This window comes from Oceanobacter mangrovi, assembly GCF_019740315.1.
GTDB lineage: Bacteria > Pseudomonadota > Gammaproteobacteria > Pseudomonadales > Oceanobacteraceae > Oceanobacter > Oceanobacter mangrovi.
This window is the reverse complement of record NZ_JAHXZR010000013.1, coordinates 71,955-98,348: the sequence shown is the minus strand read 5'-3', so window position 1 is coordinate 98,348 and position 26,394 is coordinate 71,955. Positions and strand designations below refer to the sequence as shown.

Annotated in this window: 25 protein-coding genes and 1 pseudogene; 17 read left to right on the top strand and 9 right to left on the bottom strand. The window is 54.1% G+C overall.

Annotated features, from left to right (window positions below; all coding sequences use genetic code 11):
- Positions 1-121 precede the first annotated feature (121 nt).
- Positions 122-877, top strand: coding sequence for a sulfite exporter TauE/SafE family protein (locus K6123_RS21100; RefSeq protein WP_246624941.1), 756 nt, complete (start codon positions 122-124; stop codon positions 875-877).
- A 295-nt stretch (positions 878-1,172) separates the two neighbouring features.
- Positions 1,173-2,483 carry a maltoporin gene (locus K6123_RS21095; RefSeq protein WP_221801357.1) on the top strand — a complete coding sequence of 437 codons (1,311 nt, stop codon included), beginning with the start codon at positions 1,173-1,175 and terminating at the stop codon, positions 2,481-2,483.
- A 209-nt stretch (positions 2,484-2,692) separates the two neighbouring features.
- On the opposite strand, the gene K6123_RS21090 is transcribed toward K6123_RS21095, so the two are convergent.
- Positions 2,693-2,887 (bottom strand): (2Fe-2S)-binding protein, encoded by a 195-nt coding sequence (locus tag K6123_RS21090; protein ID WP_221801356.1) that lies wholly within the window; start codon positions 2,885-2,887, stop codon positions 2,693-2,695.
- Between the two features lie 329 nt (positions 2,888-3,216).
- On the opposite strand from K6123_RS21090, the gene prfB reads away from it, so the two are divergent.
- From prfB to K6123_RS21050, 8 genes are all read left to right on the top strand, one after another.
- Positions 3,217-4,312 (top strand): peptide chain release factor 2 gene (gene prfB, locus K6123_RS21085; RefSeq protein ID WP_221801355.1). Its coding sequence is split into 2 segments (ribosomal slippage): positions 3,217-3,288 and positions 3,290-4,312, totalling 1,095 coding nucleotides; the frame shifts between segments, so codons are not numbered across the junction.
- 257 nt (positions 4,313-4,569) lie between these two features.
- Positions 4,570-6,087 (top strand): lysine--tRNA ligase, encoded by a 1,518-nt coding sequence (gene lysS / locus K6123_RS21080; protein WP_221801354.1) that lies wholly within the window; start codon positions 4,570-4,572, stop codon positions 6,085-6,087.
- Between the two features lie 327 nt (positions 6,088-6,414).
- Complete coding sequence (locus K6123_RS21075; RefSeq protein ID WP_221801353.1) at positions 6,415-7,020, top strand: M15 family metallopeptidase; 606 nt, start codon at positions 6,415-6,417, stop codon at positions 7,018-7,020.
- A 308-nt stretch (positions 7,021-7,328) separates the two neighbouring features.
- Positions 7,329-8,150 carry a BLUF domain-containing protein gene (locus K6123_RS21070; protein ID WP_221801352.1) on the top strand — a complete coding sequence of 274 codons (822 nt, stop codon included), beginning with the start codon at positions 7,329-7,331 and terminating at the stop codon, positions 8,148-8,150.
- A gap of 3 nt (positions 8,151-8,153) precedes the next feature.
- Positions 8,154-8,720, top strand: coding sequence for a GTP-binding protein (locus tag K6123_RS21065; RefSeq protein ID WP_221801350.1), 567 nt, complete (start codon positions 8,154-8,156; stop codon positions 8,718-8,720).
- The gene (locus K6123_RS21060) at positions 8,721-9,137 is read left to right on the top strand and encodes a roadblock/LC7 domain-containing protein (protein WP_221801348.1); all 417 of its coding nucleotides are present in this window, start codon (positions 8,721-8,723) and stop codon (positions 9,135-9,137) included.
- Between the two features lie 40 nt (positions 9,138-9,177).
- Positions 9,178-9,540 (top strand): hypothetical protein, encoded by a 363-nt coding sequence (locus K6123_RS21055; protein WP_221801346.1) that lies wholly within the window; start codon positions 9,178-9,180, stop codon positions 9,538-9,540.
- 216 nt (positions 9,541-9,756) lie between these two features.
- Positions 9,757-10,365 (top strand): MarC family protein, encoded by a 609-nt coding sequence (locus tag K6123_RS21050; protein WP_221801343.1) that lies wholly within the window; start codon positions 9,757-9,759, stop codon positions 10,363-10,365.
- A 25-nt stretch (positions 10,366-10,390) separates the two neighbouring features.
- Here K6123_RS21050 and K6123_RS21045 read toward each other — a convergent pair whose 3' ends face one another.
- The 4 genes from K6123_RS21045 to K6123_RS21030 are packed head-to-tail and all read right to left on the bottom strand — an operon-like array spanning position 10,391 to position 14,942.
- On the bottom strand, positions 10,391-11,032 hold the full coding sequence (locus K6123_RS21045; protein ID WP_221801341.1) for a nucleotidyltransferase family protein: 642 nt from the start codon (positions 11,030-11,032) through the stop codon (positions 10,391-10,393).
- A complete protein-coding gene (locus tag K6123_RS21040; protein WP_221801339.1) occupies positions 11,022-12,044 on the bottom strand; it encodes an XdhC family protein in 1,023 nt (340 codons plus the stop codon). Before K6123_RS21040 ends, K6123_RS21045 begins: the two co-directional genes overlap by 11 nt.
- Before the next feature lie 13 nt (positions 12,045-12,057).
- Positions 12,058-14,430: a xanthine dehydrogenase family protein molybdopterin-binding subunit gene (locus K6123_RS21035; protein ID WP_221801337.1), complete on the bottom strand. Its 2,373-nt coding sequence runs from the start codon at positions 14,428-14,430 to the stop codon at positions 12,058-12,060.
- Entirely contained in the window at positions 14,427-14,942 is a 516-nt protein-coding gene (locus tag K6123_RS21030; protein WP_221801335.1) for a (2Fe-2S)-binding protein, read from the bottom strand. Before K6123_RS21030 ends, K6123_RS21035 begins: the two co-directional genes overlap by 4 nt.
- Before the next feature lie 383 nt (positions 14,943-15,325).
- On the opposite strand from K6123_RS21030, the gene K6123_RS21025 reads away from it, so the two are divergent.
- Positions 15,326-15,814 carry a PaaI family thioesterase gene (locus K6123_RS21025; RefSeq protein WP_221801334.1) on the top strand — a complete coding sequence of 163 codons (489 nt, stop codon included), beginning with the start codon at positions 15,326-15,328 and terminating at the stop codon, positions 15,812-15,814.
- Positions 15,815-15,819: 5 nt separating this feature from the next.
- On the opposite strand, the gene K6123_RS21020 is transcribed toward K6123_RS21025, so the two are convergent.
- Both K6123_RS21020 and K6123_RS21015 read right to left on the bottom strand, forming a co-directional pair.
- On the bottom strand, positions 15,820-17,223 hold the full coding sequence (locus K6123_RS21020) for a DEAD/DEAH box helicase (RefSeq protein ID WP_221801333.1): 1,404 nt from the start codon (positions 17,221-17,223) through the stop codon (positions 15,820-15,822).
- A gap of 218 nt (positions 17,224-17,441) precedes the next feature.
- Positions 17,442-18,701: a MalY/PatB family protein gene (locus K6123_RS21015; protein WP_246624940.1), complete on the bottom strand. Its 1,260-nt coding sequence runs from the start codon at positions 18,699-18,701 to the stop codon at positions 17,442-17,444.
- Here K6123_RS21015 and K6123_RS21010 point away from each other — a divergent pair.
- The 6 genes from K6123_RS21010 to K6123_RS20985 all read left to right on the top strand — a co-directional run bounded on the left by K6123_RS21010 (position 18,657) and on the right by K6123_RS20985 (position 25,077).
- Positions 18,657-19,511 (top strand): sulfotransferase family 2 domain-containing protein, encoded by an 855-nt coding sequence (locus K6123_RS21010; protein ID WP_221801332.1) that lies wholly within the window; start codon positions 18,657-18,659, stop codon positions 19,509-19,511. The two genes, K6123_RS21015 and K6123_RS21010, sit on opposite strands and share 45 nt — an antisense overlap.
- Before the next feature lie 110 nt (positions 19,512-19,621).
- Positions 19,622-21,193, top strand: a complete 1,572-nt coding sequence (locus tag K6123_RS23320) for a DUF2868 domain-containing protein (protein WP_221801331.1) — start codon at positions 19,622-19,624, stop codon at positions 21,191-21,193.
- Positions 21,190-22,590, top strand: a complete 1,401-nt coding sequence (locus tag K6123_RS21000; protein WP_221801330.1) for a GTPase/DUF3482 domain-containing protein — start codon at positions 21,190-21,192, stop codon at positions 22,588-22,590. The genes K6123_RS23320 and K6123_RS21000 overlap by 4 nt, the downstream gene beginning before the upstream one ends.
- A 112-nt stretch (positions 22,591-22,702) precedes the next feature.
- A complete protein-coding gene (locus K6123_RS20995) occupies positions 22,703-23,344 on the top strand; it encodes a LysE family transporter (protein WP_221801329.1) in 642 nt (213 codons plus the stop codon).
- 236 nt (positions 23,345-23,580) lie between these two features.
- A complete protein-coding gene (locus K6123_RS20990) occupies positions 23,581-24,279 on the top strand; it encodes a Spy/CpxP family protein refolding chaperone (RefSeq protein WP_221801328.1) in 699 nt (232 codons plus the stop codon).
- 246 nt (positions 24,280-24,525) lie between these two features.
- Positions 24,526-25,077, top strand: coding sequence for a Spy/CpxP family protein refolding chaperone (locus K6123_RS20985; RefSeq protein ID WP_221801326.1), 552 nt, complete (start codon positions 24,526-24,528; stop codon positions 25,075-25,077).
- 119 nt (positions 25,078-25,196) lie between these two features.
- Here K6123_RS20985 and K6123_RS20980 read toward each other — a convergent pair whose 3' ends face one another.
- Both K6123_RS20980 and K6123_RS23315 read right to left on the bottom strand, forming a co-directional pair.
- Positions 25,197-25,934 carry a DUF4124 domain-containing protein gene (locus tag K6123_RS20980; RefSeq protein WP_221801323.1) on the bottom strand — a complete coding sequence of 246 codons (738 nt, stop codon included), beginning with the start codon at positions 25,932-25,934 and terminating at the stop codon, positions 25,197-25,199.
- Between the two features lie 86 nt (positions 25,935-26,020).
- A pseudogene (locus K6123_RS23315) lies at positions 26,021-26,269 on the bottom strand (transposase); the annotation flags it as partial.
- Positions 26,270-26,394: the final 125 nt, after the last annotated feature.

The window sequence follows — 26,394 nt, the reverse complement described above, 5'->3', positions numbered from 1 at the left end:
CGCAGGATGGCTGTTATTCTGGCGCTGGCCCGTATCCGGGCCTAATAAAAAATCGCCGACCTGACATATCGTTTTGCATATGAGGCTGGTGATAAGAATTATTGAGGATGGGCGGCGACACATGTTGATGGGATTTGAATGGGGCTTCTGGTTATTGGCCGCAGTAGCGGTGCTGTTGACCGGTATTTCCAAGTCCGGCTTTGCCGGGGGCGTCGGGGTGGTCGCTGTGCCCTTGATGGCACTTTATATCGACCCGCGCCAGGCGGCTGCGATTATGTTGCCGCTGCTGTTGGTGATGGACTACTTCAGTATGCGGATCTGGTGGGGGCAGCAAAACCGCTTCCAGTTCAAACGCCTGATAGGCCCGGCGGCGATCGGCATCCTGATCGGTTACCTGATTTACGACTGGCTCGACGCCGGGGTTATCCGGCTGCTATTGGGGCTGCTGTCGATTGCCTTTGCCGCCTGGGGCTTTGCTTCCGGCGTTAAACTCGGCGTAGCCCGTACCGGTAATGCCTGGCTGGCGCGTATCTGTGGTTGTGTCACCGGTTTCACCAGCTTTATGGCGCATGCCGGTGGGCCGCCGCTGAATTTGTACCTGTTACCTTTGCGGTTACCGAGACCGGAATACCTGGCGACGGTGGTGATGACCATCGCCTGTATCAATGTGATCAAACTGGTTCCCTACGCACTGCTGGGGCAGCTGAATCTGGACAACATCGCAATTTCATTGCTGCTGATGCCACTGGCCTGGATCGGGGTTCGTTATGGCGTGCGGTTGCAGGCGGTCATTTCCGATGTCTGGTTCTATCGGCTGATCTATAGCGCGTTGGGGCTGATTGGTCTCAAGCTGTTGTTTGACAGTTTTATGGGCTGAGGCGGTTTTTTAGCGGCCAGGGAATAGGTTGTCAGCTGTTACTTGCTAGCCGGTATGTAAGTACTTGCTTATGTTTCGCGCCTTAAAATATAGGGTATTTTTTGAATTGATCACTAATCAAGGTGGAAACAGCCGGAATTGGCAGGGGGTTCCATACCTGAATTGATATAAAAATCGCCTAAACTTTCATTTCTTACGTTTGAAACAAACTGTCTAGTATCCCTACGCAATCCGGGTACCAGACCAGCCTTGGTGCGCTTGGTACCCGAACTATAAAAACAACACGAGAGCTGAAATGATGAAGCGTGAGCACAAGCAAGCCGCCCGTATCTCTGCCATTGTCCAAAAAAATCTGGCCCCAAAAGCCCTGGCCCTGGCTGTAACCGCCGCTGCTGCTTTCCCGGCAGTTGCAGATGAAAACCCGTTCCACCTGTATTTCCGCTCCGGTATCGGTTCTGCTGTCGATGGTGGTGACCAGGTATGTTACAAGGCCCAGAATGCTCCGGCCAAATACCGTCTTGGTAACGAATGTGAAACCTATGCTGCTGTACGTCTGATCAAGGGTCTGGACGTTGAAGGCGCTGGCAAATTCAAGGTTACCACCGAGATGATCTACGAAACGGATCAGAACACCGACTGGGAGCAGATCAACGGCGACACTTCTTCTGCCGACCGTCTGGCTATCCGTCGTTTTAACGTTGCCGGTACTGATGTGATTGAAGCCCTGCCTGGCGCTACCCTGTGGATTGGTAAGGAATTCGTGGATCGTCAGAACGTTCACATCAACGACTTTTTCTACTGGGATCCAAAAGGTCCAGGCGTTGGTCTGCGCGATATCGACGTAGGTTTTGGTAAGGTGGGTGTGTCCTGGTTGCGCAACGGTTCTACCAACGCAACAGATGACGGCGGTGATGCTGGTAACTATGTTAACAACACCTATGACATCCGTCTGAGCAAGGTTGCCCTGACTGACAAGGTTTCTGCTGAGTTTGGTCTGACTCTGGGTTCTACCAGTGGTACCAAGCGTCTGTCTTACGACGGCAACGACAACTCCGGCTCGCTGGTGACTGTGAACTTTATGTTCAGTGACGTACTGGGTGGCAGCAACAAGCTGACTCTGCAGCACGCCAAAGACGGCATGATTGCTGACGCCAACACAGGTAACCAGAACGGCTCTCTGGAAGGTGATTTCTTCCGTATTATCGATTCCGGTATCGTTGCCATCGGCGACCAGACTGAAGCCCAGTTCGTTGCTATCTACGAAGACAAGAACGACGACAAGGCCGCTACCGAAGGCTACACCTGGACTTCTTTTGGTATCCGTCCAGTGGTTCAGTGGGGTGGTTACTCCAGCACAGCATTTGAGCTGGGCTACGACCTGGTTGATCCAAAGGCTGATGGTCTGAAAACCGCTTCCATGACCAAGTTCACTGTGGCCCAGCAGTTCTCTGCCGGTTCCAAGTTCTATTCACGTCCATCCCTGCGTCTGTTTGCTACTTTCGCCAAGTGGGATGACGCTGGTGCGAACTCCAATGCCGGTGGTGTTACTCCTGAGCATGCTACCCAGGGCATTAGCTTCGGTGCCCAGACTGAAGTCTGGTTCTAATCGATTCAGCCCAATTGGCACGTCGGTCAGGGATGACTGGCAACCCTGTCGCAAGACAGTGATGGTCTCCAGAAAACCGGCTTCGGCCGGTTTTTTGTTGGCCGCAATTCAGGGGACTCGGCTGATGATTGGCAGGGCTGAATGACAGGCATAAAAAAACCGGCCTTGCAGGCCGGTTCTTTCAGAATGGAGAGCGTTTGATCAGCAGCTCAGACTGCTTCAGCAAATTCACACGGAGGCAGGCTGGATACATGCTGGCGGATCAGCTCTTTGGCAGCCCGGCCGCAGCAACCGCAATCTGTGGCCAAACCCAGCGAACGGCGGATTTCACCGTAGCTTTGACCTTCTTCAACCGCATCCTTGACCTGCTGATTGGTAATGGCTTTACACAGACAAACGTACATTTTTAACCCCCCGCAATTGGGAATCACTATCAACGAAATAGAAGTTATTCTAAACGAGAAGGGTTTGCAATGGCTTTTCAATGAAAATTGAAAATAATTCGTATTTGTGAGCAGTTTGTTAGTAAGCGACGGGGGACGGGAGATCCTATCGTGCCTAGGCGCCAGCGCGGCCTGTCCCAGACCTCAAATGGGAAACCTGCCCGCAGATCTCGCTTCGGCTGTCATGATTCTGTAGAATACCGCGTCATTTTCGTGCGCTCTGTCCAGTTGTCCAATCCGCTGGACGTCCGGCACTATTCCCAGAATTATCGATATAGATAGGTAGTCCCTTGGAAATTAATCCGATCGTCGAGACCATCAAAGACCTGAAAGTACGTACAGACGTGCTTAGGGGGTACCTTTGACTACGCCAGCAAGAAAGAACGGCTGGAAGAAGTAGAGCAGGAACTTTCCCAACCGGATGTCTGGAACGACGCTGAGCGCGCCCAGGATCTCGGTAAGGAACGTGCTGCCCTGGAAGCGGTGGTGAAAACCATCGACACCCTCGATATCGGTCTGGCGGACGCCAAAGACCTGCTCGACATGGCCGTCGAAGAAGACGACGAAGATTCTGTTGAAGACGTGCGCAGTGAGCTGGCCAAGTTGCAGACTGAGCTGGAAGCACTGGAATTCCGTCGCATGTTCTCCGGTGAACTCGACCCGAACAATGCCTATATCGAAATCCAGGCTGGCTCCGGTGGTACTGAAGCCCAGGACTGGGCTGAAATCCTCTGTCGTATGTACCTGCGCTGGATCGACGCCCACGGCTTCAAGGGCGAGCTGATGGAAGCTTCCGACGGTGACGTCGCGGGCATCAAGAGCGCTACTATCCGGGTTGAAGGTGAATATGCCTACGGTTGGCTGCGTACTGAAACCGGCGTTCACCGGCTGGTGCGCAAGAGCCCGTTCGACTCTGGCAACCGTCGCCATACCTCGTTCTCTTCCGTGTTTATTTCGCCGGAAGTTGATGACAACATCGAGATCGAAATCAATCCGGCTGATCTGCGTATCGACGTATACCGCGCCTCCGGCGCCGGTGGTCAGCACGTTAACCGGACTGAATCTGCGGTACGTATTACCCACATGCCATCCGGTATCGTGACCCAGTGTCAGAACGACCGCTCGCAGCACAAGAACAAGGACCAGGCCATGAAACAGCTGAAAGCCAAGCTGTATGAAATGGAAGTCCAGAAGCGTAATGCTGAAGCCCAGGCGCTGGAAGACACCAAGTCCGATATCGGCTGGGGAAGCCAGATTCGTTCCTACGTACTGGACGACTCCCGTATCAAGGACCTGCGTACCGGCGTAGAAACCCGTAACACTCAGGCGGTACTGGATGGCGGGCTGGATATGTTTATTGAGGCCAGCCTGAAAAAGGGCCTTTGAGATCGGGTTGGACGTCCGGCACTTTGAGTAGGGCCGGGATGTAGGTTGGGCCTGGCCCGTCCTACGCAATAGAATTTACGCGTCCGGCGTCAGTGACGCGATTTACTGAACGCAAAGAAAGTAGGTTGGGCCATGCCCAACAGCGATGGGCACGGCCCATCCTACGTCATCGGTACCTTCGGGTGCCTGTTTTACAATCCAAAGCGTCTGACTCTCAACGTCGGGCGCCTGACATACTTTGTTAACCGGGTTTAAAAATGACCGATCAAAACCAAACTGCTCAGGAAGAAAACAAGCTCATCGCCGAGCGTCGCGCCAAGCTGGAACAGCTGCGTGAAGGTAGCAAATCCAATGGCCACCCGAACGATTTCAAGCGCGAGAACAAGGCCGGCGACCTGAAGGCAGCCTATGGTGACAAGACCCGGGAAGAGCTGGCTGAATTGGGCCTGCGTGTATCGGTAGCTGGTCGTGTGATGCGTCGCGGTGGTCCATTCGTGGGTATTCAGGACGTTTCTGATTCCATCCAGTTCTACATGGCCAAGCCACTGCAGAAAGAAAGTGAGGCCTGGAGCCTGTTGGATATTGGCGACATCATTGGTTGTTCCGGTGTACTGCACAAGTCTGGTAAAGACGAGCTGTACGTTGATGTTGACCAGATCGAAAACCTGCAGATTCTGACCAAGTCCCTGCGTCCGCTGCCAGACAAGTTCCACGGCCTCGCTGATCAGGAAATGAAGTACCGTCAGCGTTACGTTGATCTGATGATCAATGAAGAATCGCGCAACACCTTTATGGTGCGTTCGAAAATCATCAACGCCATTCGCCAGTACCTCAGCGAGCGTGACTTCATGGAAGTCGAAACGCCAATGCTGCAGACCATTCCTGGTGGCGCCAGCGCCAAGCCATTCGAAACCCACCACAACGCCATGGACATCGATATGTTCCTGCGGATTGCGCCAGAGCTGTATCTGAAGCGTCTGGTGGTGGGTGGTTTCGAGCGGGTGTTCGAAATCAACCGTAACTTCCGTAATGAAGGGGTGTCGACTCGTCACAACCCTGAGTTCACCATGATCGAGTTCTACCAGGCCTATGCGACTTACCATGACCTGATGGACATCACCGAAGGCATGCTGAAATACATCGCCGAAAGCGTACTGGGCAAAACTACCATTGAATACGGTGAAGCCACTTACGATTTCGCCGCGCCATTCCAGCGTATCACCATGGTTGACGCCATTCTCAAGTACAACCCTGAGATGGATGCCGAGGTGCTCAACAACGCCGAAGCCAACATCGAAACCCTCAAGCAGTACGCGCGCAGCGTCGGTGTCAAAGACTCCGAGAAGCAGGCGGCCTGGGGTGCTGGTAAATACCTGTGTGAAATCTTCGAAGCTACCGCCGAAGAAAAACTCGACCAGCCGACCTTTATCACCGAATACCCGTGGGAAGTATCACCGCTGGCCCGTCGTAACGACGACAACCCGTTTGTGACTGACCGTTTTGAGTTCTTCGTTGGCGGCCGTGAGCTGGCCAACGGTTTCTCTGAGCTGAACGATGCCGAAGATCAGGCGGCTCGTTTCCGCAAGCAGGTGGAAGAGAAAGACGCCGGTGATGACGAAGCCATGCACTACGATGCTGACTACGTTAATGCGCTGGAATACGGTTTGCCACCAACTGCCGGTGAAGGTATTGGTATCGACCGTCTGGTGATGCTGTTCACCAACAGCCACACCATCAAGGATGTGATCCTGTTCCCGCACATGAAGCCGCTGTAACAACGGCTGTTGGCGATCGCCTGGTGCGGTCGCCTGTGTGACTCAAGGCCCGATAGCCGTTGTGCGGTATCGGGCCTTGTTGTTTGTGGGCCGGTTGTTTGTGGTCCGGTGGTTTCAGGGCAGGATGTTTCTGGCTTTGCTGTTTGTGAAACTCCGGCAGGCAGCGATCAGGTTCGCGGAGGATAAAAGGACAAAATCCAGACTCTTTATGATGCAATCACGACAGCTTCCTTGCACCTGAGCAAATTATCCCCAACACTGACGTCTTCTGGTCTTTTATTACTGCATTACAAGGCAACCTCGTTGAAAAACTCCGACTGCGATCTTATGCCAGCAGATTTTGTCTGTCTGGATGAGGTCATTCCCGGGCTGGTAACCGCACTGGCCTACGCTTCCAGCAACAACTTTGTAGGTTCTCCCGTAGATGGTTATGACGTTAACCGGGCAATTCTGAGCCGTCCGGCTGCTGAGGCGCTGGCTTCAGTTCAGACCAGATTGGCACCAATGGGCTTGGGACTGAAGGTGTTTGACGCGTATCGACCACGTCGGGCTATTGATCATTTCCTGCGTTGGGTAGATTCTGCTGATGAGACAACCAAGCCGCGTTATTACCCATCAATTGCCAAGAATCGGCTGTTTGAACTGGGCTATATCGGGCTACACTCAACGCATTGTCGCGGCAGTACGGTTGACCTGACCATTATTGATCTGGCTACCGGCGCGGATATCGAAATGGGCACTCATTTCGATTATTTTGACCATTCTTCCTGGACAGCCTACGCCGACATATCGGCGTTATGCCGGGCTAATCGGCTGCTGTTGAAGGTACTGATGGAGCAGGCGGGATTTAAGGGACTGGATAATGAGTGGTGGCATTTCACGTTGGCTAACGAGCCCTATCCTGACGTGAATTTCGATTTCCCGATACGATAAAAATTAAAACAAGAATCATTATTCATAAATGCAGTCAATAGACCAGAATCAAGCCACTGGCAGTAAAGTGAACTTCTGGCTGTTTTTAATGCAAACCAGTTCTCAAATGTGAAGATTGTTGGATGGTCTGACAATGCTACACTCGCCGAAACGCTACACTCGTTAAGTGAGGTTTAGATATCCGGGTAATAACAATAACAGGATATCGGTTGTAGGCGGCATCAAATGCTTTATTGGTAATTTAGTCAGTAATTGGATTACAGATAGCGCTGGTGCAGATATTTATCAACGAACAGCAGGTGTCAGTTGTGGATATCAAAAGGATTGCTTGTATCGGCAAGCTGGTAGGAGAAGCTGACAGTCAGTCGGCGCATATTCTCAATCTTTACAATGAACTACGTGTCTATAACGTAGAACATGCCATCAATGGGGTTTTGCTGGTTCATAGCGAAGCCATCTTGCTGGTGCTGGAAGGCGAGAGTCATGCCATCGCCGGACTGGTATACAAGGTCAGTCGTGACAAACACCTGCAGAGTCTGGATGTGATTGCCAATTTGCGGGTCGAACAAGCGGTATTTGACCACTGGCGTATCAAATTTTTCCTGGCAGATTCTGCTGCCCATATCAGCTGGGTAAAAAAACTCTGCTCGCAATATTTGCTCAATCCGGTGATCAACAACCCTGATCAGCAGGCGCTGTATGACAGCTTTTTTCCGCCACTGGCTGCCTTGCGTTCGGTCGAGACTGCGACGCTACCCTCTGACAGTAAACCCGACTTACCGGTCACCAGTGCACCTGCGAGCGCTTTTCCGTGGTCAGATATGACATTTAGGATCACCGCCTGGCCAAAGGCCACCCAGATGAAAATGTCGACCCAGGTGATGCAAACCTGTTCGCTGCTGAGTCGTAATGAAGTCAGTTATCGCCAGTTGCAGGAAAAAGGCTACTGGAAGTGTGAAACGGATTTGCAGGAATTTTTGCAGAAAATGCTCGATTTCGGGGTGCTAATGGCACGCCAGGTCAGCCCGCTGGAAGGTGCCACTACAGCCCCGGCAAACCGCTCGGGTGGGTCTGACCGTTTCAGTGCATTGATGCGACGCTTCCTGACCAACACTCGCAAGGCAGGATAACCAATGACGGATAAAACCTACCGCAAGCTGGCCATCGTCGGGGAAGTTGGCGCAGGCAAAACCCAGATTATTCATACCATCAGTGAGATTTCGCCCTTTGCGACGGAAGAGCGTTCCAGTGTTGATATCGGCAAGGAGTTCACCACCGTCGGTATCGACTATGGCCGTCTTAGCCTGGATGAAGACACCGCACTGGGTCTATACGGTCTGCCGGGTCAGAAACGTTTCAAAATGTTGTGGGAAATGGTCAAGGGCGGTCTGTGGGGGCTGCTGGTACTGGTGAAATATGGCGATGGCCTGAACCTCGATGATCTGGAAGAAATCCTCGATTTCTTCGATCCGGCGGCTCATGAGCTACCCCTGATTATCGGCATTACCCATTGCGAAAACGCTGAAGACGAAGATCTCGAAGTCTTGCTGGAATACGTCGAGTTTGTGCTCGCCAAACATGCTCTGGTCGCCCCTATTGTGCCGGTCGATGCTCGTCAGCTGGATTCATCGTTGATGCTGCTGGAGCTGTTTTTATCGCTCAATATGGAGACAGAGGAACTGTCACAGGAGGCTTGTTAAATGGACATGAGTGAGCGTATCAAATTGGTCGGACAGCAGATTTTCCAGTCCTGTATCGACAGCTATGAGGCCATTGAGTGTATTTGCCTGTCGACCACCGACGGCTTTCCGGTCCTGAGTCTGAAAAAGGCATCACTGAATTTTGAAGCTGATGCCATGGCAGCAGCCTCCAGCACACTTTATTCGGTCAGCAATGCGGTTTCGCGGCAAATGCTGGCCAGGCCGTTTCGGATGTCGTTTATCGAATCGGCACAGGGCAACGTCATGTTTGTAGCCATGAGTGTTGCCAACAAGGAATTCGTATTAACGGTGTCCGGTTCTGATGCCATGAATATCGGCCAGTTGCGGGCCATCGTTAATCGAATGGTGACGGATGTATACCAGCATGAATTGATCACCGACTGCGTGGAACACTAGTTGCGTCTGGTGATTTTTCTCAAGGAGCAAGGAGTTATATATGGCGAATATTAATGAAACAATCGCAGGCATGATGGAAATCGATGGTGCTTTGGGTGCTGCGATTGTCGACTATACATCGGGCATGCTGCTGGGCAGTGCCGGCGGTGGTGTGGATCTGGAACTGGCCGCCGCTGGTAACAGCGACGTGGTGAAAGCCAAACTGAAAACCATGGCCAGTCTGGGTATCAAGGGTGGTATCGAAGATATTCTTATTACCCTGGCAGACCAGCTGCACATTATTCGCCCGAGCGTCAGCAACGACGGCCTGTTTCTCTATCTGGTTCTGAATAAAGCCAGCTCCAACCTGGCGCTGGCACGTCGCAAAACGCTGGATCTGGAAAAACAGCTGCAACGCATCTGATTCCCGTAGCCCGCTCAGGTACGCTGCAAACGTACCTGACCGGGCAGCTTCCCGACTGGCTATTGGCTTTTCTCTGTCCCCACGATACTCTCTAACTATCTGATTTTTCTGTCATTCCTGACAACTCAGCTGAACCGCTATGTGGTTTGGCAGACTAACTGTTTCCCCACAAGCCCAACATGCAGCTAATCGCTGCCCTAACTGTTCAAGGACACCATGCTTGATAAATTTGTTCAGGATGCCCTGATTTTATGGGCGACCATCGACCCGATTGGCTCGATGGCCTTGTTTGCCGGCTTGACCGCGAATATGACGGCGGAAGCTCGCCGTCGCACCGCGATCAAAACCATTCTGTATTCCGGTGGCGTGCTGATTGCTGCCATTGTGGTCGGGCAGTTGCTGTTGGCCGCCATGGGAATCCAGCTGGTGTCTTTGCAGTTGGCTGGCGGCATTATCCTGTTCCTGTTTGGCTTGCAGATGATTTTTGGCGATCCGGCTGGTGCGGATGCACCGATGGACAGTCGTCACGACATTGCGGTGTTCCCGCTGGCGATTCCGGCAACCGCGTCACCCGGTGCGATTCTGGCGGTGATTCTGCTAACTGATAACTCGCGTTTTCCGATTGTGACCCAGGCCGGTACTGCGCTGGTGCTGATTGCGATTTTGGCAGTGACCCTGCTGTTGTTGCTGGCATCTGGCCGGATTATCCGGGTGATTGGTACTGGTGGCGCCAACATTCTCGTCAAGGTGATGGGTATGGTGCTGGCGGCCCTGTCGGTGGAGCTGGTCATGAAAGCGTTGGATATCGGCCACTGGGGCAGCTAGCTTCTGGGCTGCGGGACCTGCATGATCAGGAGGCGGGATAACGCAGCAGCGCGTCTGGTTGATCAACATCCTGAAGCACCCGAACGTCGTTCACTGTAATCAGGGTCAGGCAGTCACGGTTGTTACGGATGACCGCTTTGGCGCCATCCTCACCGGACAATCGGGTGAGCTGCAGCCAGAACTCACGGCCAAACAGCACCGGATGGCCGGGCTGTTTTTGGTCAGCAGAAATGGCATCTGGCTGATAAATAGGGCGGACGATACGTGCCGCTGCCTGATTTTCAAGCAAGAGGGCCAGTGTTGATGTGGCTGGCACTGGCATATCCCCCAGCATCAGGGCCAGGCTCTCGATACCAGGCAAGTCGATAGCCAATAGTTGATCGACGCCGTCAGCAATGCTGGCGCCCAGCCCTTCAGCGGCATTAGCTGCCCGCAATATGTGAACGCCATCCGGAATGGCCAGTACAGCTGGATCATCTTCCGGGCGGATCACGACAGCCAGATGCTTAAAGCGGCCTTGCAGCCCTGTCAGCAATTGGCCTAGCAATGGCTGTCCAGACGGCAGCAGGGCAGTGCGTTTATCCTGTTGACCAAAGCGACGAGAGAAGCCGGCGGCCATTACCAGCGCTATTACCGTTGAAACTGGTTTGCCTGAATCAGAGATCATGCCGTTCGCGGCCCCGCTGGGTACGTAAAATATCCGCCATGATAGCAAGCGCGATCTCTGCCGGGGTCTTGCTGCCCAATGCCAGCCCAATGGGCATATGAATACGTTCAAGTTGTGCTGCAGTCAGGCCACCACTGCGCATCAAACGGGTCGCACGGGCATCCGATGTACGTCGTGAGCCCATTACGCCAACATAAAAAGCACCGGTTTTCACCGCTTCAATCATCGCCAGGTCATCAATACGAGGATCATGGGTCATGGCGACAATCGCCGTTTGACCATGCACATTGCCTTGGGCGGCAATAAAGCGGGATGGCATTTGTTGTATCAGCTGGACGCCAGTTAGTTGAAAGTTCTGATATTGCTCCGGCCGAGGCTCGCAGACGATCACTTCGTAGCCAAGGGCGACGGCAAACTCCGCACAGATGCGGGCGACACTCGACAAACCGGCAATGATCAAGCGGCTGGAAGGGCCGACCCGAATAGCAATTTGTTGGTCGTTTTGCTGCACCCGGTCGCCTCCCTGACAGCCGGTCAGTGCGCTGAATTGCCAGCGGCCATCAGCCAGTGACAGGGTGCGTAGCTGCGGACCTGGAGTCTCTCCATGCAGGCAGGCCAGTAGCTGTTGTAACCGTTGCTGGCCGCTCTCGTTGGCGGGCAAGCGCTCAACCAGCACGTCCAGAATGCCACCGCAGGGCAGCTGTAATTGCGGCCGCAACAGCATAGCTGGATCCATCACGGGATTCTTTGGGGGGCAGGCCCCGGCACCGTATCGAACCCGTTGCCAGGGCTGTGAAAAAGCACCGGCCTGCAACTGCTCGAGGAAGTCCTCCTCGACACAGCCACCAGACAGTGAACCCAGCTGCTGGCCATCCTGACGCGCCACCATCATGGAACCTGGGTCGCGCGGTGACGAGCCAAAAGTCGCCAGTACGGTACAGAGCCAGACGGTGTGTCCCTCACGAGACCAGGCTAACGCCTGTTGTACGACTTCAGTATCCAGATACTGCATAGACGCCTGAACCTCAGGAAGCCAGCTGATTGCCAACCGGCAAATTGCGAATACGTTTGCCGGTCGCGGCAAAAATCGCATTACACAGTGCTGGTGCAATCGGTGGCAGACCAGGTTCACCAACCCCACCTAACGGCAGACTCATATTACTGGCGTTGACTGCCCAGGTATGGATCTGTTTGGGCGCCTGATTGATGCGTGGCACCAGATACTGGTGGAAGTTGCCTTGTTCGATAGCGCCGTCTTTGGCGGTTATCTGGGTCATCAGGCCGATGCCGACGCCCATCACACAGGCACCTTCCAGCTGGGAACGAACCCGGTCGGGGTTGATCTGTGGACCACAGTCAAAGGCGATGTCTGCGCGGTGAATAATCACTTCGCCGGCATCGCTGACCTCAACATCCATCACCACGGCGCAGTAGGAAACAAAGCTCTGATGCACCGCCAGCCCAAGGCCACGGTTTTTCGGCAGCTTTTTGCCCCAGCCCGCTTCTTTGGTGGCTTTTTCGATCACGCCACGGAAACGACCGGTATCAATCGGATAAAGCTCCGGGTTTTCGCCGTAGTTCCAGACCACCTGTTGGCTGCGAGGATCAATCTGGCGATCCGGGCCAAGCAGTTGCAACAGGAATTCCTTGTGGTCGCGGCCTGCCTTGTGGGCCAGCTCAGCGACAAAACTCTGGATGCCAAAGGCATGGGGAATGTTGTACACCGAGCGGAACCAGCCAATCCGCACATGCCCCGGGGCTTCGCCGCTTTCAGCCTGAATCGCCGGGATATCAAACGGCAGGTTACGAATACCCTGATCAACTTCCATATCCGACTGCAGTTTTACGCCGGGCGCAAACAGCGAATAAATACTCGGTGAAACCGAACGGTGCAGCCAGCCGCTGACGGCCTGTTGCTGGTCGAAGGTGGCTTCAAAATGTTCCAGCGCGACGGTGTGGAAGAAGCTGTGATGCAGATCGTCTTCGCGGGTCCACTGCACCCGTACCGGCCGTCCACCCATGGCTTTCGACAGGTCTGCCGCTTCAAACACATAGTCGGGCTTGGCTTTACGACCAAAACCGCCACCCAGCAGGGCGCAGTTAACGGTCACGTCGGTTGGTTGCAGCCCCAGTCGTTTGGCAACGCCGTCACGGGCCAGTTGCGGGTTCTGCACCGAAGTCCAGACGTCGGCCTTGATGCCGTTGTCTGTCTGCTGGATGCGGACGATGGCTGCAGGTGGTTCCATCGGTGCCTGGGCCATATGCGGCGCATAATATTCGGCCTTGAAGGTGCTGTTGGCCTGCTGTTGGGCGGCGACAAAATCTCCTTGTTGGCGCACGACCTTGCCTGGTAGCTGTGCAGTTTGCTGCATTTGCTGGCTGAACGTGCTGGAGTCATAACGGCCGTTATCACCGGCTGGCCCCTTGTCCCATTCCACCTTGAGGGCATTACGGCCCTTGATGGCAGCCCAGGTGTTGGTCGCCAGCACGGCAACGCCACCGAGCGGTTCAAAGGCGGACGGCTGGCTGGCGGTTGGCAGGGCGATAACCTTCACCACACCGTCGACCTTGAGCGTTTCACTGTCGTCCCAGGACTTCACCGCCGATCCATAAGACGGCGGGCGGGCAATCACGGCGTAAAGCATATTGTCGAATTCAACATCGGCGGCGTATTTGGCTTTGCCGGTGACTATGTCCCAACCGTCCACTGCCAGCGGCTGTTGCTGGTTCGATTCGGGATAGGCTTTTGGCAGCTGGTTGATATAACGCCACTGATCTGTTGTTTTCAGGCGCAGGCTATCGCGGGCAGGTACTTCCAGAGCGGCTGCGGCTGCCGCCAGTTCACCGAAGGAGAGGCTGCGACCGGTTGGTTCGTGAACCACCTGATGCACGGTTGCGAGACAGTCGCTGGCGGCTACATGCCAATGGTTCGCTGCGGCTTGTTCCAGCATCTGACGCATGGCAGCCCCAGCCCGGCGCATTGGGTCGAACCAGTGACGCATGGAGCGCGAACCGTCGGTGTTCTGGTTGCCGTATTTTTCTTCGTTAGCCTGGGCCTGCTCTACGCTGACCAGTTGCCAATCGGCACCCAGTTCATCGGCCAGCACCATCACGATACTTGTACGAATGCCCTGACCCATTTCAGCGCGATGGTTAATCAGGGTGATCTTGCCGTCGGCAGCCAGTGAAATAAACACGTTCGGGTTATCGACCCAGCCGTGCGGCATGGCATCGCCACCGTACTTTTGTGCTGCGTTGGGGCTGTCGTCTGCCATGGCCAGATCCCAGCGGGCAGCCATTACCAGCGCGCCGGAAACGGCCAGACCTTGCATAAAACGACGACGGCTGACGTTCGCCAGCATCACGGACGGCTGCTGGATGGTCGTGTTCTGGCTCATGCTTTCACCTCCGTAAACAGGTCGCTGTTACGGTTACTGGTTTGCTCAGCGCTGGCTGTACGTTGGCCAGCCGCGCGGTGAATGGCACTGCGAATACGGGTGTAGGTACCACAGCGGCAGATATTGCCTGCCATGGCAGTATCGATTTGGGCATCAGTCGGGTTTGGATGCTGTTTCAGCAAGGCCACTGCACTCATGATCTGGCCGCTCTGACAATAACCACACTGGGCCACTGCTTCGTCCATCCAGGCCTGCTGTACCCGTCTGCCAATACTGTCGTTTTCGATAGCCTCAATGGTGGTGATGTGTTTGCCGGCCGCCATGGAAATCGGGCTGACGCAGGAGCGAATCGGTTGGCCATCCAGGTGTACCGTGCAGGCACCACAGAGTGCCATGCCGCAGCCAAAACGGCTGCCGGTGAGTTTGGCGAAGTCGCGTAGAACCCACAAAATCGGGGTGTCGGCGGGAACGTCGAACTGTCGTTGCTCGCCGTTAATGGTTACGCTGATCATGAATGTCTCCTCATCAGATCTTGCCGGGGCGTAACTCTGACGGTTACTTGCCGTGTCGGATGGAATGGGTTAAGTCGGATTGCTGTTTGTCAGTGCAGCACAAGGGTTCTGAGCAAACCAGATCAGCAGCTTGAACGGTCTGTTTGGACCCATTGGCTCTGTCTGCCATATAGCGCTCAGATGCGCGTGAGACTGACGGGTTATTGAAATTCGGTTGTTGTGGCATGATTTCAGGCCTGCTTGCCAGCTTCTATAGAGATAAATGGATAGCGGCCATGAATCTGATTCATGAATCTGTGTGGGTTCTGATGACGTGGGCGGGTTCTGATGACGGGGGCAGGTTCCAGCTGGCAAGACTTTCATACAGGTGTAAGGACGATCGAATGGAAAACAGCGCTGCCTTTCAGGACTTTTACCCGGATGCCTTCAGCCATTGCTATGGCTGCGGCAGAAGTAACCCGCATGGCCATCATTTGAAAAGCCGCTGGGACTCGCAGCAGCCTGAGCAGACATTGGCGTTACACACGGTCGATCCAAAATTCAGCGGCGGGGTGCCGGGCCATGTTTATGGCGGCATGGTGGCGTCCTTGCTGGACTGCCACGGTACGGCCTCGGCGGCCGCCTTTCAGTATCGCCAGCTAGAACGTCAGTGGGGCGACGATGGCGAGCCGATCCGGTTTGTGACTGGCTCACTGACGGTTAACTTTCACCAGCCAACGCCGATTGGGGTTGAGCTGGCAGTGCGGGCGCGGTTGTTAAAGCTGGACGGCCGCAAGTGTCAGCTGGCGCTGACACTTGGTATTGGTAGCGGGGATAACGAGCAGGTATTCGCCAGCGGCGAAATGCTGGCGATTCAGTTCAAGGCGTCCTGAAGGGGTTATCTAGCGGCCGGGCTCTTGCCTTTACCTTTGCCCGTACCTTTATTACTGCGGCGGCGACGGTCTTTGGCCGGTGCACTTTCACTACTATCGAACACGCGTCCGGTTCCGGCACCGCCGTTACGTCGGCTGGCGGGTCTGGATGCCGCTTTCTGGGCGGCTTCGGCCATTCCCATACCGGTACCCGGAATCAGTTTTTTCTTCGGCTTTTTGGGCTTCTTGACGATCTGGCCGCCCAGCGCTGTTTCCGGCACCTTGTGTTCCGGCGTAAAGGCGCTGTCTTCGCGGCGCTCGATCAGCTGGCCAATAAGGGTTTCAATGGTTGCCAGTTGCTGGACTTCATCGGCGCTGACCAGTGAAATGGCGGCTCCTGAATTACCTTTGCGACCGCTGCGGCCGATACGGTGGACATAGTCTTCAGCGTTGATGGGCAATTCCAGATTGATCACCAGTGGCAATTCTTCGACGTCGAGACCACGCGCAGCCACATCGGTAGCCACCAGAATCTGCACCTGGCGTTCGCGGAATGCCTGCATGGCTCCCATCCGGCTGGCCTGGGTTTTGTCACCGTGAATGGCGGCAACCACATAACCGGCGTTGACCAGCACGGTTTCGAGTTCATCCACACTTTTGCGGGTTTTGACAAACACCAGTACCTGCGCGGCGGCCTGTTGCTGCAACACCTGTAACAGCAGCTCCTGCTTGCGCTTCTTGTCGACCGGAATCAGCCATTGGGTCACTGTATCGGCAGCGCTGTTGGCCTGCGCCACTTCGACCAGCGCCGGGTCGCGCAGCATTATGTCCGCCATATCCCGTACCCGCTGGGAAAACGTCGCGGAGAACAACAACGTCTGGCGCTGCCGTGGAATGGCGCAGAAAAGCTCATCCAGTTCACCGGCAAAGCCCAGATCCAGCATGCGGTCGGCTTCGTCCAGCACAAGCGACTTCAACTGCTCGAATTTCACGGCATTCTGGCGGTAAAGGTCGAGCAGGCGGCCGGGAGTTGCCACCAGAATATCCATGCCCTTGCGCATTGCCAGCATCTGCGGATTGATGCTGACACCACCGTAAACCGCGTAGCTGCGCAGCGGCAGCCCTGCGCTGTAACGCTGCACAGCTTGCAGACATTGTTCGGCCAGTTCGCGGGTTGGCACCAGAATCAGCGCCCGCACCGAGTTGCCGGGCATCGGTTTGCCATCTTTCAGTTTCAACAGGCTTTGTAATAGGGGCACCACAAAACCGGCGGTTTTACCGGTGCCGGTTTGCGCTGCCGCCATCAAGTCGCGACCTTTTAAAATCAACGGTATGGCCTGTTGCTGAATATCGGTGGGCTGCTGGTAACCCAGGCGTTGCAGGTTATCGAGCAATTCTGGAATCAGACCCAGGGATTGGAAGCTGGTCATGGTGAAGTCCGCTGTACTTTGATGAGGTGGCGAGAGTGCGAGGGGCGCGCAGTATAGAGTATCTGCACGCCAGTAAAAGGGCTCGGGCTGGTGCAGGCCAGAATTGTCTGGCAAGGCATGACTTGCCCCTGTGAATATCGGGATATGGCTGACGCCGCGTTCTGCAGACGTATTCGTAGGGTCCCGGCATGCCGGGACAGAGCCCCTACGAAGCTAATCTAGCCCAGCACCTTGGCCAGCCGTGTCAGGCCATCCTGCAATACCGATCGCGGGCAGGCAAAATTCAGCCGGATATAACTGTTTCTTTGGTTGCTGTCTGGCAGGAATCCCATGCCACTGCTGATACGCAAGTCGCCGTCTTCTAACAGGCGTTTGGCCAGTTGATCACCGTTCAGACCTGTCGCCGCACAGTCGATCCAGGCCAGATAGGTCGACTGTTGTGGGTACAGCCGCAGCTGAGGCAAATGCTGTTGCAGGAACTGCTCAATCAACTGATAGTTGCCGAACAGATATTGGTTCAGTGCTGTCAGCCACTCTTCGCCCTTGTTACAGGCGGCGATCAGGCCTTCAACCCCAAACGGATTTACGCCCTGGATTTCGTGTGCCAGCAGGCCTTGCTGAACCCGGCTGCGCAGCTGGCGATCGGCAATAATGATATTGGCGATTTGCAGCCCGGCCAGGTTGAAGGTCTTGCTGACGGAATGCAGGGTGATGCAGTTGGCTTGCCAGGCGGATATCTGTTCCGGGGAGGTTTTTGTCTGGGATTGGGCCTGGTCTTGGGCGTACTGGAGCGGCAGGGCAGCAAACGGCTGATGACGTTGGCCGGGGAACAGCAGGTCGCAGTGGATTTCGTCACTGATCACAATAACCTGATGGCGTAAACAGATGTCGCCAATACGCTGCAGCTCATCATTGCGCCAGACCCGGCCGGACGGATTATGCGGATGGCACAGCAGCAGCACGCTGTTATCGGGTTCCGCCGCCTTGCGTTCCAGATCGTCAAAATCGATCTGATAAACGCCCTGGTCATCCAGTTGCAGCGGATTTTCTACCACTTCACAGCCGCTGCGACGAATCGAGGAAAAGAAACAGTGGTAAACCGGTGTCTGAACGATGACTCCAGTAGCTTTCAGGTTGGCTTTAACCAGGCTGGCTAAAATCGCCGAGATGGCCGGCACAATGCCGATTGTCGGCAGCACCCAGTCACGTTCGATGGCAAATTGATAACGGCGCTGAAACCAGCTGGTCAGAGCCTCGAAGTATTCGTCACGAATCCAGGTGTAACCAAATACCCCATGCTCAACCCGCTGCTGCAGTGCTTCGATGACCGCCGGAGCAGTCTGGAAATCCATATCCGCCACAAACATCGGCAGGGTCGAGGCCCTGGGATTGGAATCCCATTTAAAGCAGCCGGAGTCCCGGCGCGGAATAACTTGATCAAAATCGAAAGTGATGGCGCAGTTAATGGAGGCAGTCATGCTGTTGTCCGCTGGAATTCATCTTGCGAGTTAACCTACCAGAAAGTACATGGTGGGCGTTATACGCTCATTGAACGTGCACCTACTTTGGTTTCCCGTGAGCGGATACAATCAGCAAATATTCAGGAGAGGCAGTTCATTCGAATGGCGAATCAGGATAACGATCAGCAAACCGTTCACTTGCTGCATATCGGCAAAACTGGCGGGACTGCGGTCAAGTCGGTGTTAAAGCGTTATAGCGACAGTGTGGATAGCCCGCTGGTGTTACACGCCCATAAAAGCACCCTGGCTGATGTGCCGGTTGGCGAAAAAGTGGTGATGTTTCTGCGCGATCCTGTGTCTCGCTTTATCAGTGGTTTTTACAGTCGTCAGCGCAAAGGCCAGCCGCGTTATCTATCCGAGTGGAAGCCGTTTGAAGAAAAGGTATTTGCGGCTTTTTCGACGCCTGCCGAACTTGCTTCAGCGTTGCTGGAGCCAACGCATGAACACCATGATGTCGCCCGGATGGCAATGAAACGGGTGATGCATTTGCGGCAATACCGCTTTTGGTATGGTGACCTGGATTACTTCAGGTCCCGCCTTGATGACATCCTGTTCGTGGGTTTTCAGGAGTCACTGGACGCCGATTTTGCAATACTCAAAGGTATTCTGAGTATTCCTGCCACTGAGCTTTTACCGACAGACGACGTTTCTGCTCACCGTAATCCGGCGGATCTGGATCGCTATATTCCGCCAGAAGGCATCTCATGTTTGCGGCAGTGGTATGCTGAAGACTATGAGTTTATCGAGTTGTGCCGGAGCCTTCGTTAAACCTGAATGGGTGACTCAGCGCTGGTGATTGCCATGGCTCTTTAGTGAATCGGATTTGTGGTTTATCTCGTGTTTATTGGTTTTTATTTTCCCGGGTGTTTTGAATTTCAGTGAAGCAATTTCAGGATGACACGCCGCTGGCGGTTGATGACCGTTGGTCGCTGGCGGATCTGGTGCGGTTTGAGCAATACCGGCTGCAGGATCAGCAACAGGATGAAGAGCAGCTGGCGCTGCGTGACCGACAGATTTTTCAGGCTGCAGCAATCGGCGCAAGCCCGAATCTGCGTTCCCGGTTGTACCGCTTCTGGTTGGCCAAACGCAGTGAGCAGCAGCCGCAAAGCTCGGATGCCGGGCAGCTGTTACAGCACAGTCTGTCGCTGTCGGCATTACTGATGCTGCTGGTTGGTTTTGCCAGTGGTGTTGGCCTGGCCAGCTCAGCCATGGTGTATGACGGTTCGGTGCCGGTGAATGTGGCGCTGTTTCTGGCCTTGCTGGTACTGCCGCAATTGCTGCTGTTGTTCTTGTTGGTGATAACACTGACGTTTTCACTGGTGGGGAAACAGCTGTTTGCCAGCTGGTATCAGCCGTTTACCAGTATGGCGCAGTGGCTCTGGAACCGGTTCTGGAAGTCTGGCGCGCGACAGCAATTCAGTCGTGAACAGGTTGATGACGCCCGCATTCGTGGCCAATTGCTGAATCAGTTGGCGCAGCGTTACAAGCCCTTGTTTGCCAACCGCGCCATGCGGCTGTTTCAGGTGATGGGCATTGGTTTTAACCTCGGAGCCTTGTTGTGCGTGCTGGTGTTGCTGGCGGTTACCGATCGGGCGTTCGGTTGGCAAAGTTCGCTAACCACTTCGGCGGAAACGGTTCATGGTCTGGTATCGACGCTGGCACTGCCGTGGAGCTGGCTGTGGGGCGAAGGCACCGGCTGGCCATCGTTACAGCAAATTCTGAATACCCAGATTCGCCTGGGACAGGGCGGGCAGGATTTTGCAGCCGCCGACTTCCGGGTCTGGTGGCCGTTTATGCTGCTGTGCGTGTTGGTGTATGGGCTGTTGCCACGGCTGCTGGTATGGGCAATCACCTGGCTGCGTGAAGGCCGTTTGCTGGATGCGCTGACATTTGACGGTTATCACGATCAGGCGCTGTGGCGGCGTATGCATTCGGTGGCTTTCAGCAGCCAGAGCCTGCCCAGCGATCATCAGGGCGAAGCTGCGACGGTGCAGACACCACTGCAGCAAATCAGCGCCAGCGAAAGCCATCTGTTTGTGCTGGCGGACACGCTAAAGCGTTATCCGACAGCAGGCCTGCAAGCCTGGCTTTCTCAAAGTACTGGCGCGGTCAGTGAGGTTCAGCCAATCGAACGGCTGGCAGATTTGGCCAGTAATCACAGTTGTTGGCTGATTCTCGAAGGCTGGCAGCCTCCCATCGAAGAAACCCTGCAGCAACTCAAACAGCTGGCTGACGGGCTGATCCGCCAACAGGCCGATTTGCATTTGCTGTTACTCGGCAAACCCTTGCCGCCGGGCTCAGACTCGGATGGGAATACTTCGGAGCGCCCTGGCAAGCCGCTGTCGGCGCGGCAGGCGGAAGTCTGGCGCAAGAAGCTCGATTTGCTGCAATGTGCCAATATTCTGCTGCATGCCGACGTTGATGCAGCCACTGCAGGTGAACACCTATGAGCCATCGCAATCATCCCCTGATCGCTGTGATTGGTCATCCCAACGAAGGCAAGTCGTCGGTGTTATCGACGCTGACGGAAGATGATTCCGTGGTGGTTAACGACTATCCCGGTGAAACTACCCATTGCCAGTATTTTCCGGTCGAGATTAACGGCGAAGTGGTGCTGGAGCTGGTGGATACCCCGGGATTCCAGAATCCGCAGCGCATTCTGGAATGGATGCGGGCCACAGGCAAAACTGACGATGCCTTGTTGCAGGCGTTTCTGCAGCAGTTTTCGTCCCAACCGGAATATCACCACGACTGCGAATTGATGCAGCCGCTGGCGCAGGGGGCCGCGCTGATTTTTGTGGTCGACTGCTCGCGGCCTCTGTTGGCTGTCGATGAAGCGGAAATGGAAATCCTCCGGCTGATTAACAAGCCTCGGATGGCAGTGATCAACTTCAAGGATCAGGATCGTGATTACCTGCCGCAATGGGAACAGGCGTTTCGGCGTCACTTTAACGTGATCCGTGAATTCAATGCCCATCAGGCCCGTTTCCCGGAACGGCTGGCGCTGTTGGAAACCCTCAAGGCCATTCAGCAAAGCTGGGAGCCGATGATTGACCGGGCGATCACGGCCTTTGAGTGGAACTGGCAAAACCGTCGTGAACAGGTGGCTGAGCTGATTGTGGATTATCTGTCATGGGCCTTGCCGTTAACGGTCGAGCAAGCGGTGGGTCGTGACGGCGACAAAGCCAGTGCTGAAAAAGACGCCGCCAAGCAGGGGCTGGAGCAATACCAGCGGTTGATCAGCGAGCGTGAAATCAAGCTGTTTGAGGGCATTCGCAAGCTCTATCTGCATAACCTGTTTGATCTCCGACTGGCGCAGCATTCGGTATTGAAAGAAGACCTGTTCTCCGAGTCCACCTGGCAGGTATTGGGTCTGACCCAAACCCAGATGGTACTGGCGGCAGCCGGTATGGGCGCCGGGGTGGGGGTTACGCTGGAAGCGGCCTTTGGCGGTTTATCGGCGGGGTTGTTTGCGACCGCAGGGGCGATTATTGGTGGTGGCAGCGTCTGGTTTCTGGGTGACGAGCTGGCCAAAATCCGTATCAAGAAGCTGCCGTTGGGCGGCTCCAAAGTGATTGTTGGGCCGAGTAAAAACCCGCAATTCCCGGTAGTGCTGCTGGACCGGGCGATTCTGTATTACCGCGAAATTGCCAATCATGCCCACGGTAACCGCGGTGGTGAAGTCCAAAACATCAAGGATCAGAGTGTGCTGCGGCATATCGAAAGCGCCGAGCAAAAGCAGTTTCTGAAACTGGCTAAAACCATTGCCGAAAACAAATCGGATGCTGACAGCGCTCGCCAGCAGCTGGCGGAGTTGTTGACTGCAACGCTTGGCACGATTAGCTGATTAAGTGGCTGATAGAACTGTACTGGCAAATTGTTAATCCGCTGTATCTTGGCCAGCGTTGCTACAGGCGGGACAATCGGCTGGGTTGAAGAGGTAATGGGAGATCTGATGTATGTCGTTTGAAATGTGGCTGGCATTTTTTACCGCCTGTTGGGTAATCAGTATTTCCCCTGGCGCAGGGGCGGTAGCGTCGATGGCCAGTGGTCTGAAATATGGTTTTCCATATGGTTATTGGAACGTGATTGGCCTGCAGTCGGCGCTGGCATTGCAGATTCTGATCGTCGCGGCCGGGGTCGGCGCTGTGCTGGTGGCATCCGAGCTGGCCTTTCAGCTGATCAAGTGGTTTGGCGTTGGTTATCTGGTATTTCTGGCCTGGCAGCAATGGCGGGCAGTACCAACGGATATGGAAGCGCAGACGCATCAGTTGGAGCAGCAGCTGCAACGGGAGTCGCCTCAGAAGATGATTCTGAAAGGATTTCTGGTCAACATCAGTAACCCCAAGGCGATTGTATTTATGCTGGCGGTGTTGCCACAGTTTGTCGATGTGACGAAATCCCAGCTGCCGCAATACAGTTTGATGATGGTGACCATGATTGCTGTCGATATGATCGTGATGGCAGGTTACACCGGGTTAGCCGCCAAGGTACTGCGTTACCTGAAATCACCACGACAACAAAAAATTCTGAATCGCAGCTTTGCAGCTATGTTCGTTGGGGCTGCTTCTTTGTTATCCTTGGTTAATCGTTCCAATTAAAGCAACAAGCTTGCTGAAACCAACATCGTCTTTCCAAAATCATTATTAAAAGAGACTTAAAATCTCCTTCTTGAACGTAAGGATTAGGTAAGGCTTGTCCGCCCGTGCAAATGTCTGAAAGGCCTTGTTAGGCCCCCTTCCGCCGCCGATTTTCGTTCATATACTGATCCTGTACACCGGAATTGACTCTCTACCGGTAACTGAACAAGGCCCATGAAGGGCTACAGGAGAACGACATGAAAACCTCAATGATGAAGTCCAAAAAAGCCTTGCTGGGTACTGCTCTGGCGGTTGTGCTGGGCGTTTCTTCTGTTGCTGCGATAGCAGGGGATCGTTTGAAAGATGACCAGGCCGGATTCCGCGGCGACCGCGATAACGAAGACCGCCCGGTGTGTGATGAGCGCGATAATGATCGCGGCCATATGCAGCAATCCGGTTTCCGTGATGGCCGTGGCGACCGCGATGGCCATGGTGATCGTGATGGCCGTGGCGGCATGATGGATGGTCGTGGCTTTGGTCCACAAATGGCTGGCATGCAGGGCATGGGTCCTGGTATGGGGGCTGGAATGGCTCCTGGCATGATGGGTGGCCAGCCAGACATGATGGGCTTTGGCATGCGTGGTGTTGATCTGACCGACAGCCAGCAAACAGCTATGACCAAACTGCAGGATCAGATTCGCAAGGATCACTGGGTTGCTCGTGGTGCCATGATGGACGTACAGAACAAACTGCGTGATCTGTACATGGCCGACAAGTTTGACGAAAAAGCCATTAACAAGGCGTATGGCGAGATGGCCGAGATTCAGCAGAAGCTGTTTCTCTCTACTACCAAGGCCCGTACCAGCATGATGGCGTTACTGACTGACGAACAACGCACTAGCCTTAAAGAGATGCGCAAGCATCCAAAGCGTGACATTGAAAGAACCAAAAGCTGAGCTTGCAGATTCGTAAACGAGCAGAATCCAGCTAACGATCAGGCCGCTAATCTCATGGATTAGCGGCCTTTTTGTTTTCAAAATGGGACTATCAAAAAGTTTATCTATGTTTTGTTGTTAATAAAGCAACAGAATTGGTCTGTTTGTCAAAATATCTCGAATGTAATCTGTATTCATCGGTAGCGCACAGAGGTTGCTCTTCAGCACCAGCGCCCAACCGCACTGAACTAATTTGAGGATATTCTGATGAAAAAACATTCTGTTGCTAACACTGTAAACAAACTGCTGCTGGGTTCATTGGTTGCTACCAGCCTGGGGCTAACTTCACTGGCCGTACAAGCTGGCCCTGCCGCCAACGGTAAACTGTTCGCTGATGATTCCATTAACTGGGCTGGCCAACCCGCTGATTTCTATCAGGTACGCCCAGCCGCTAATGCCGTGCAGCCGCTGGTGGATGCTGAAACCGTTAGCAAACTGGGACTCAACCAGGCTCAGCAAGCGCAACTGCGGTTGATCCAGGTGGATCTGAATGAACGTCAACAGCCACTGCAGCGTCAGCTGGACCGTCGTACTACCCATCTGCATAGCCTGTATGCCAACGACAATCCAAACCAGGCCGACGTGACTCTGGCGGAAGCGGAAGTCGCCGATCTGCAACAACAGCTGCAACACAACAGCGCTGCTGCTCGCGAGAAAGCACTGAACGTACTGACTACCAGCCAGCGGGCAGAATTAAAGCAGGTGTGTGCCTTGACCACCCAGCCACTGCCTGCCCTGAATGCCGGTAAGTCTGCCTGATTTACAGACAGGATTGTGGATGCAAAAAAAGCCGGCGGGTTAATGACCCGGCGGCTTTTTGCGTTTGGGGAAGCGTCTATAGATGCCCTGATTGCTGTCCGGTTTTGTTGACCAGAACATTATCTGGTGTATTGGCAATGGCTATAATTCAGTTGGTCGATCAGTGTTGTGATTTTTTCGTTTTGGTTATTCTTATTCGACATCCTGATCTGTTGTGGCGAGGCGCGTTTCATCCAGTTTGCCTGCTCCATATCAAGAATCCTGCTTGCATCGAGGGAGCAATACGTTTCCCGGCGTTGCTTGCAGGCAGATACAATTCGTTGTTTCTCGGCATTGTACTTTTGCACCAGCTGCTTACAGTAGGCTTTCTTAGTATCTTCGCTGGCGTTCTGACTTAGATTCTCGGAAGAATGACGGGCATTACTGGGTGATCCTTTCATACGTTCTGCGATAGCTTGTGCCTCCCTCACTTCTTCATCAGTTGGACCATTTTCTATGGTTACCACTTCCTGAACATTTTTGATTGAACAAGGTTTATCTTGATATGCGACTTTGTTGTTTGCTGTCATGCATTTATAAACCTCAGTGTAGCCGTTTACACTGAGTAGAAAAATGCCGATCACTAAGAGAATTCGCTTCAAAATACTCCACTCCCTGGAATTGCCGTTGGTGTCATTTATCCGGTACCGGTTTTCGCCGCTCTGAACAACAAAACCTTTCTCAATAAAATTTTGCAGGCGATACCTGATGATATCAATATGCACATCCAAATGGCGGGCTAAATCATTAGCGGTCATGCCGGCATCAGGTTGATTTGCAGAATTCACCGTGTCGCTCTCAGGTTCAGACTTTGCCATTGCGCTCTTCTAATGGGGGAATCTCTTCCGGGGCTGTTAATCTATTGATCTGTAACGAATCTTAAAGTGGGTGTCCATGTAGTTCTCCAGCGATTTGCCTCGTCTGAATCGACGAAAAGAACGATATGGTAGTGCTTCGACATCACGGCGTAGGCCGCGACCTGAATGGCGAAGCTCTGCGGCAACGCCAATATTCGCTCTTCGAGCCAACCACGTCGATGTTCATAGCTTTGGCCAGAAACTGAATCGGTGCCACAAAGAAAAGCGCGGCGAACACAGCGAGAAACGCAGTGATAGTAGGGCGTGGCCTCAACGGAGACTTGTTGCTTGCGCACTTTCTATTAGCGAGTAGGGCATGATCGAACTGCATCCGTGAAGTTATCGAAATCTGATTATGGTTTGTGAACCGAAAAATGGAATCAGGCAGAAGTACCAGTTAGAGTGGGTGTCCAATTTGTCT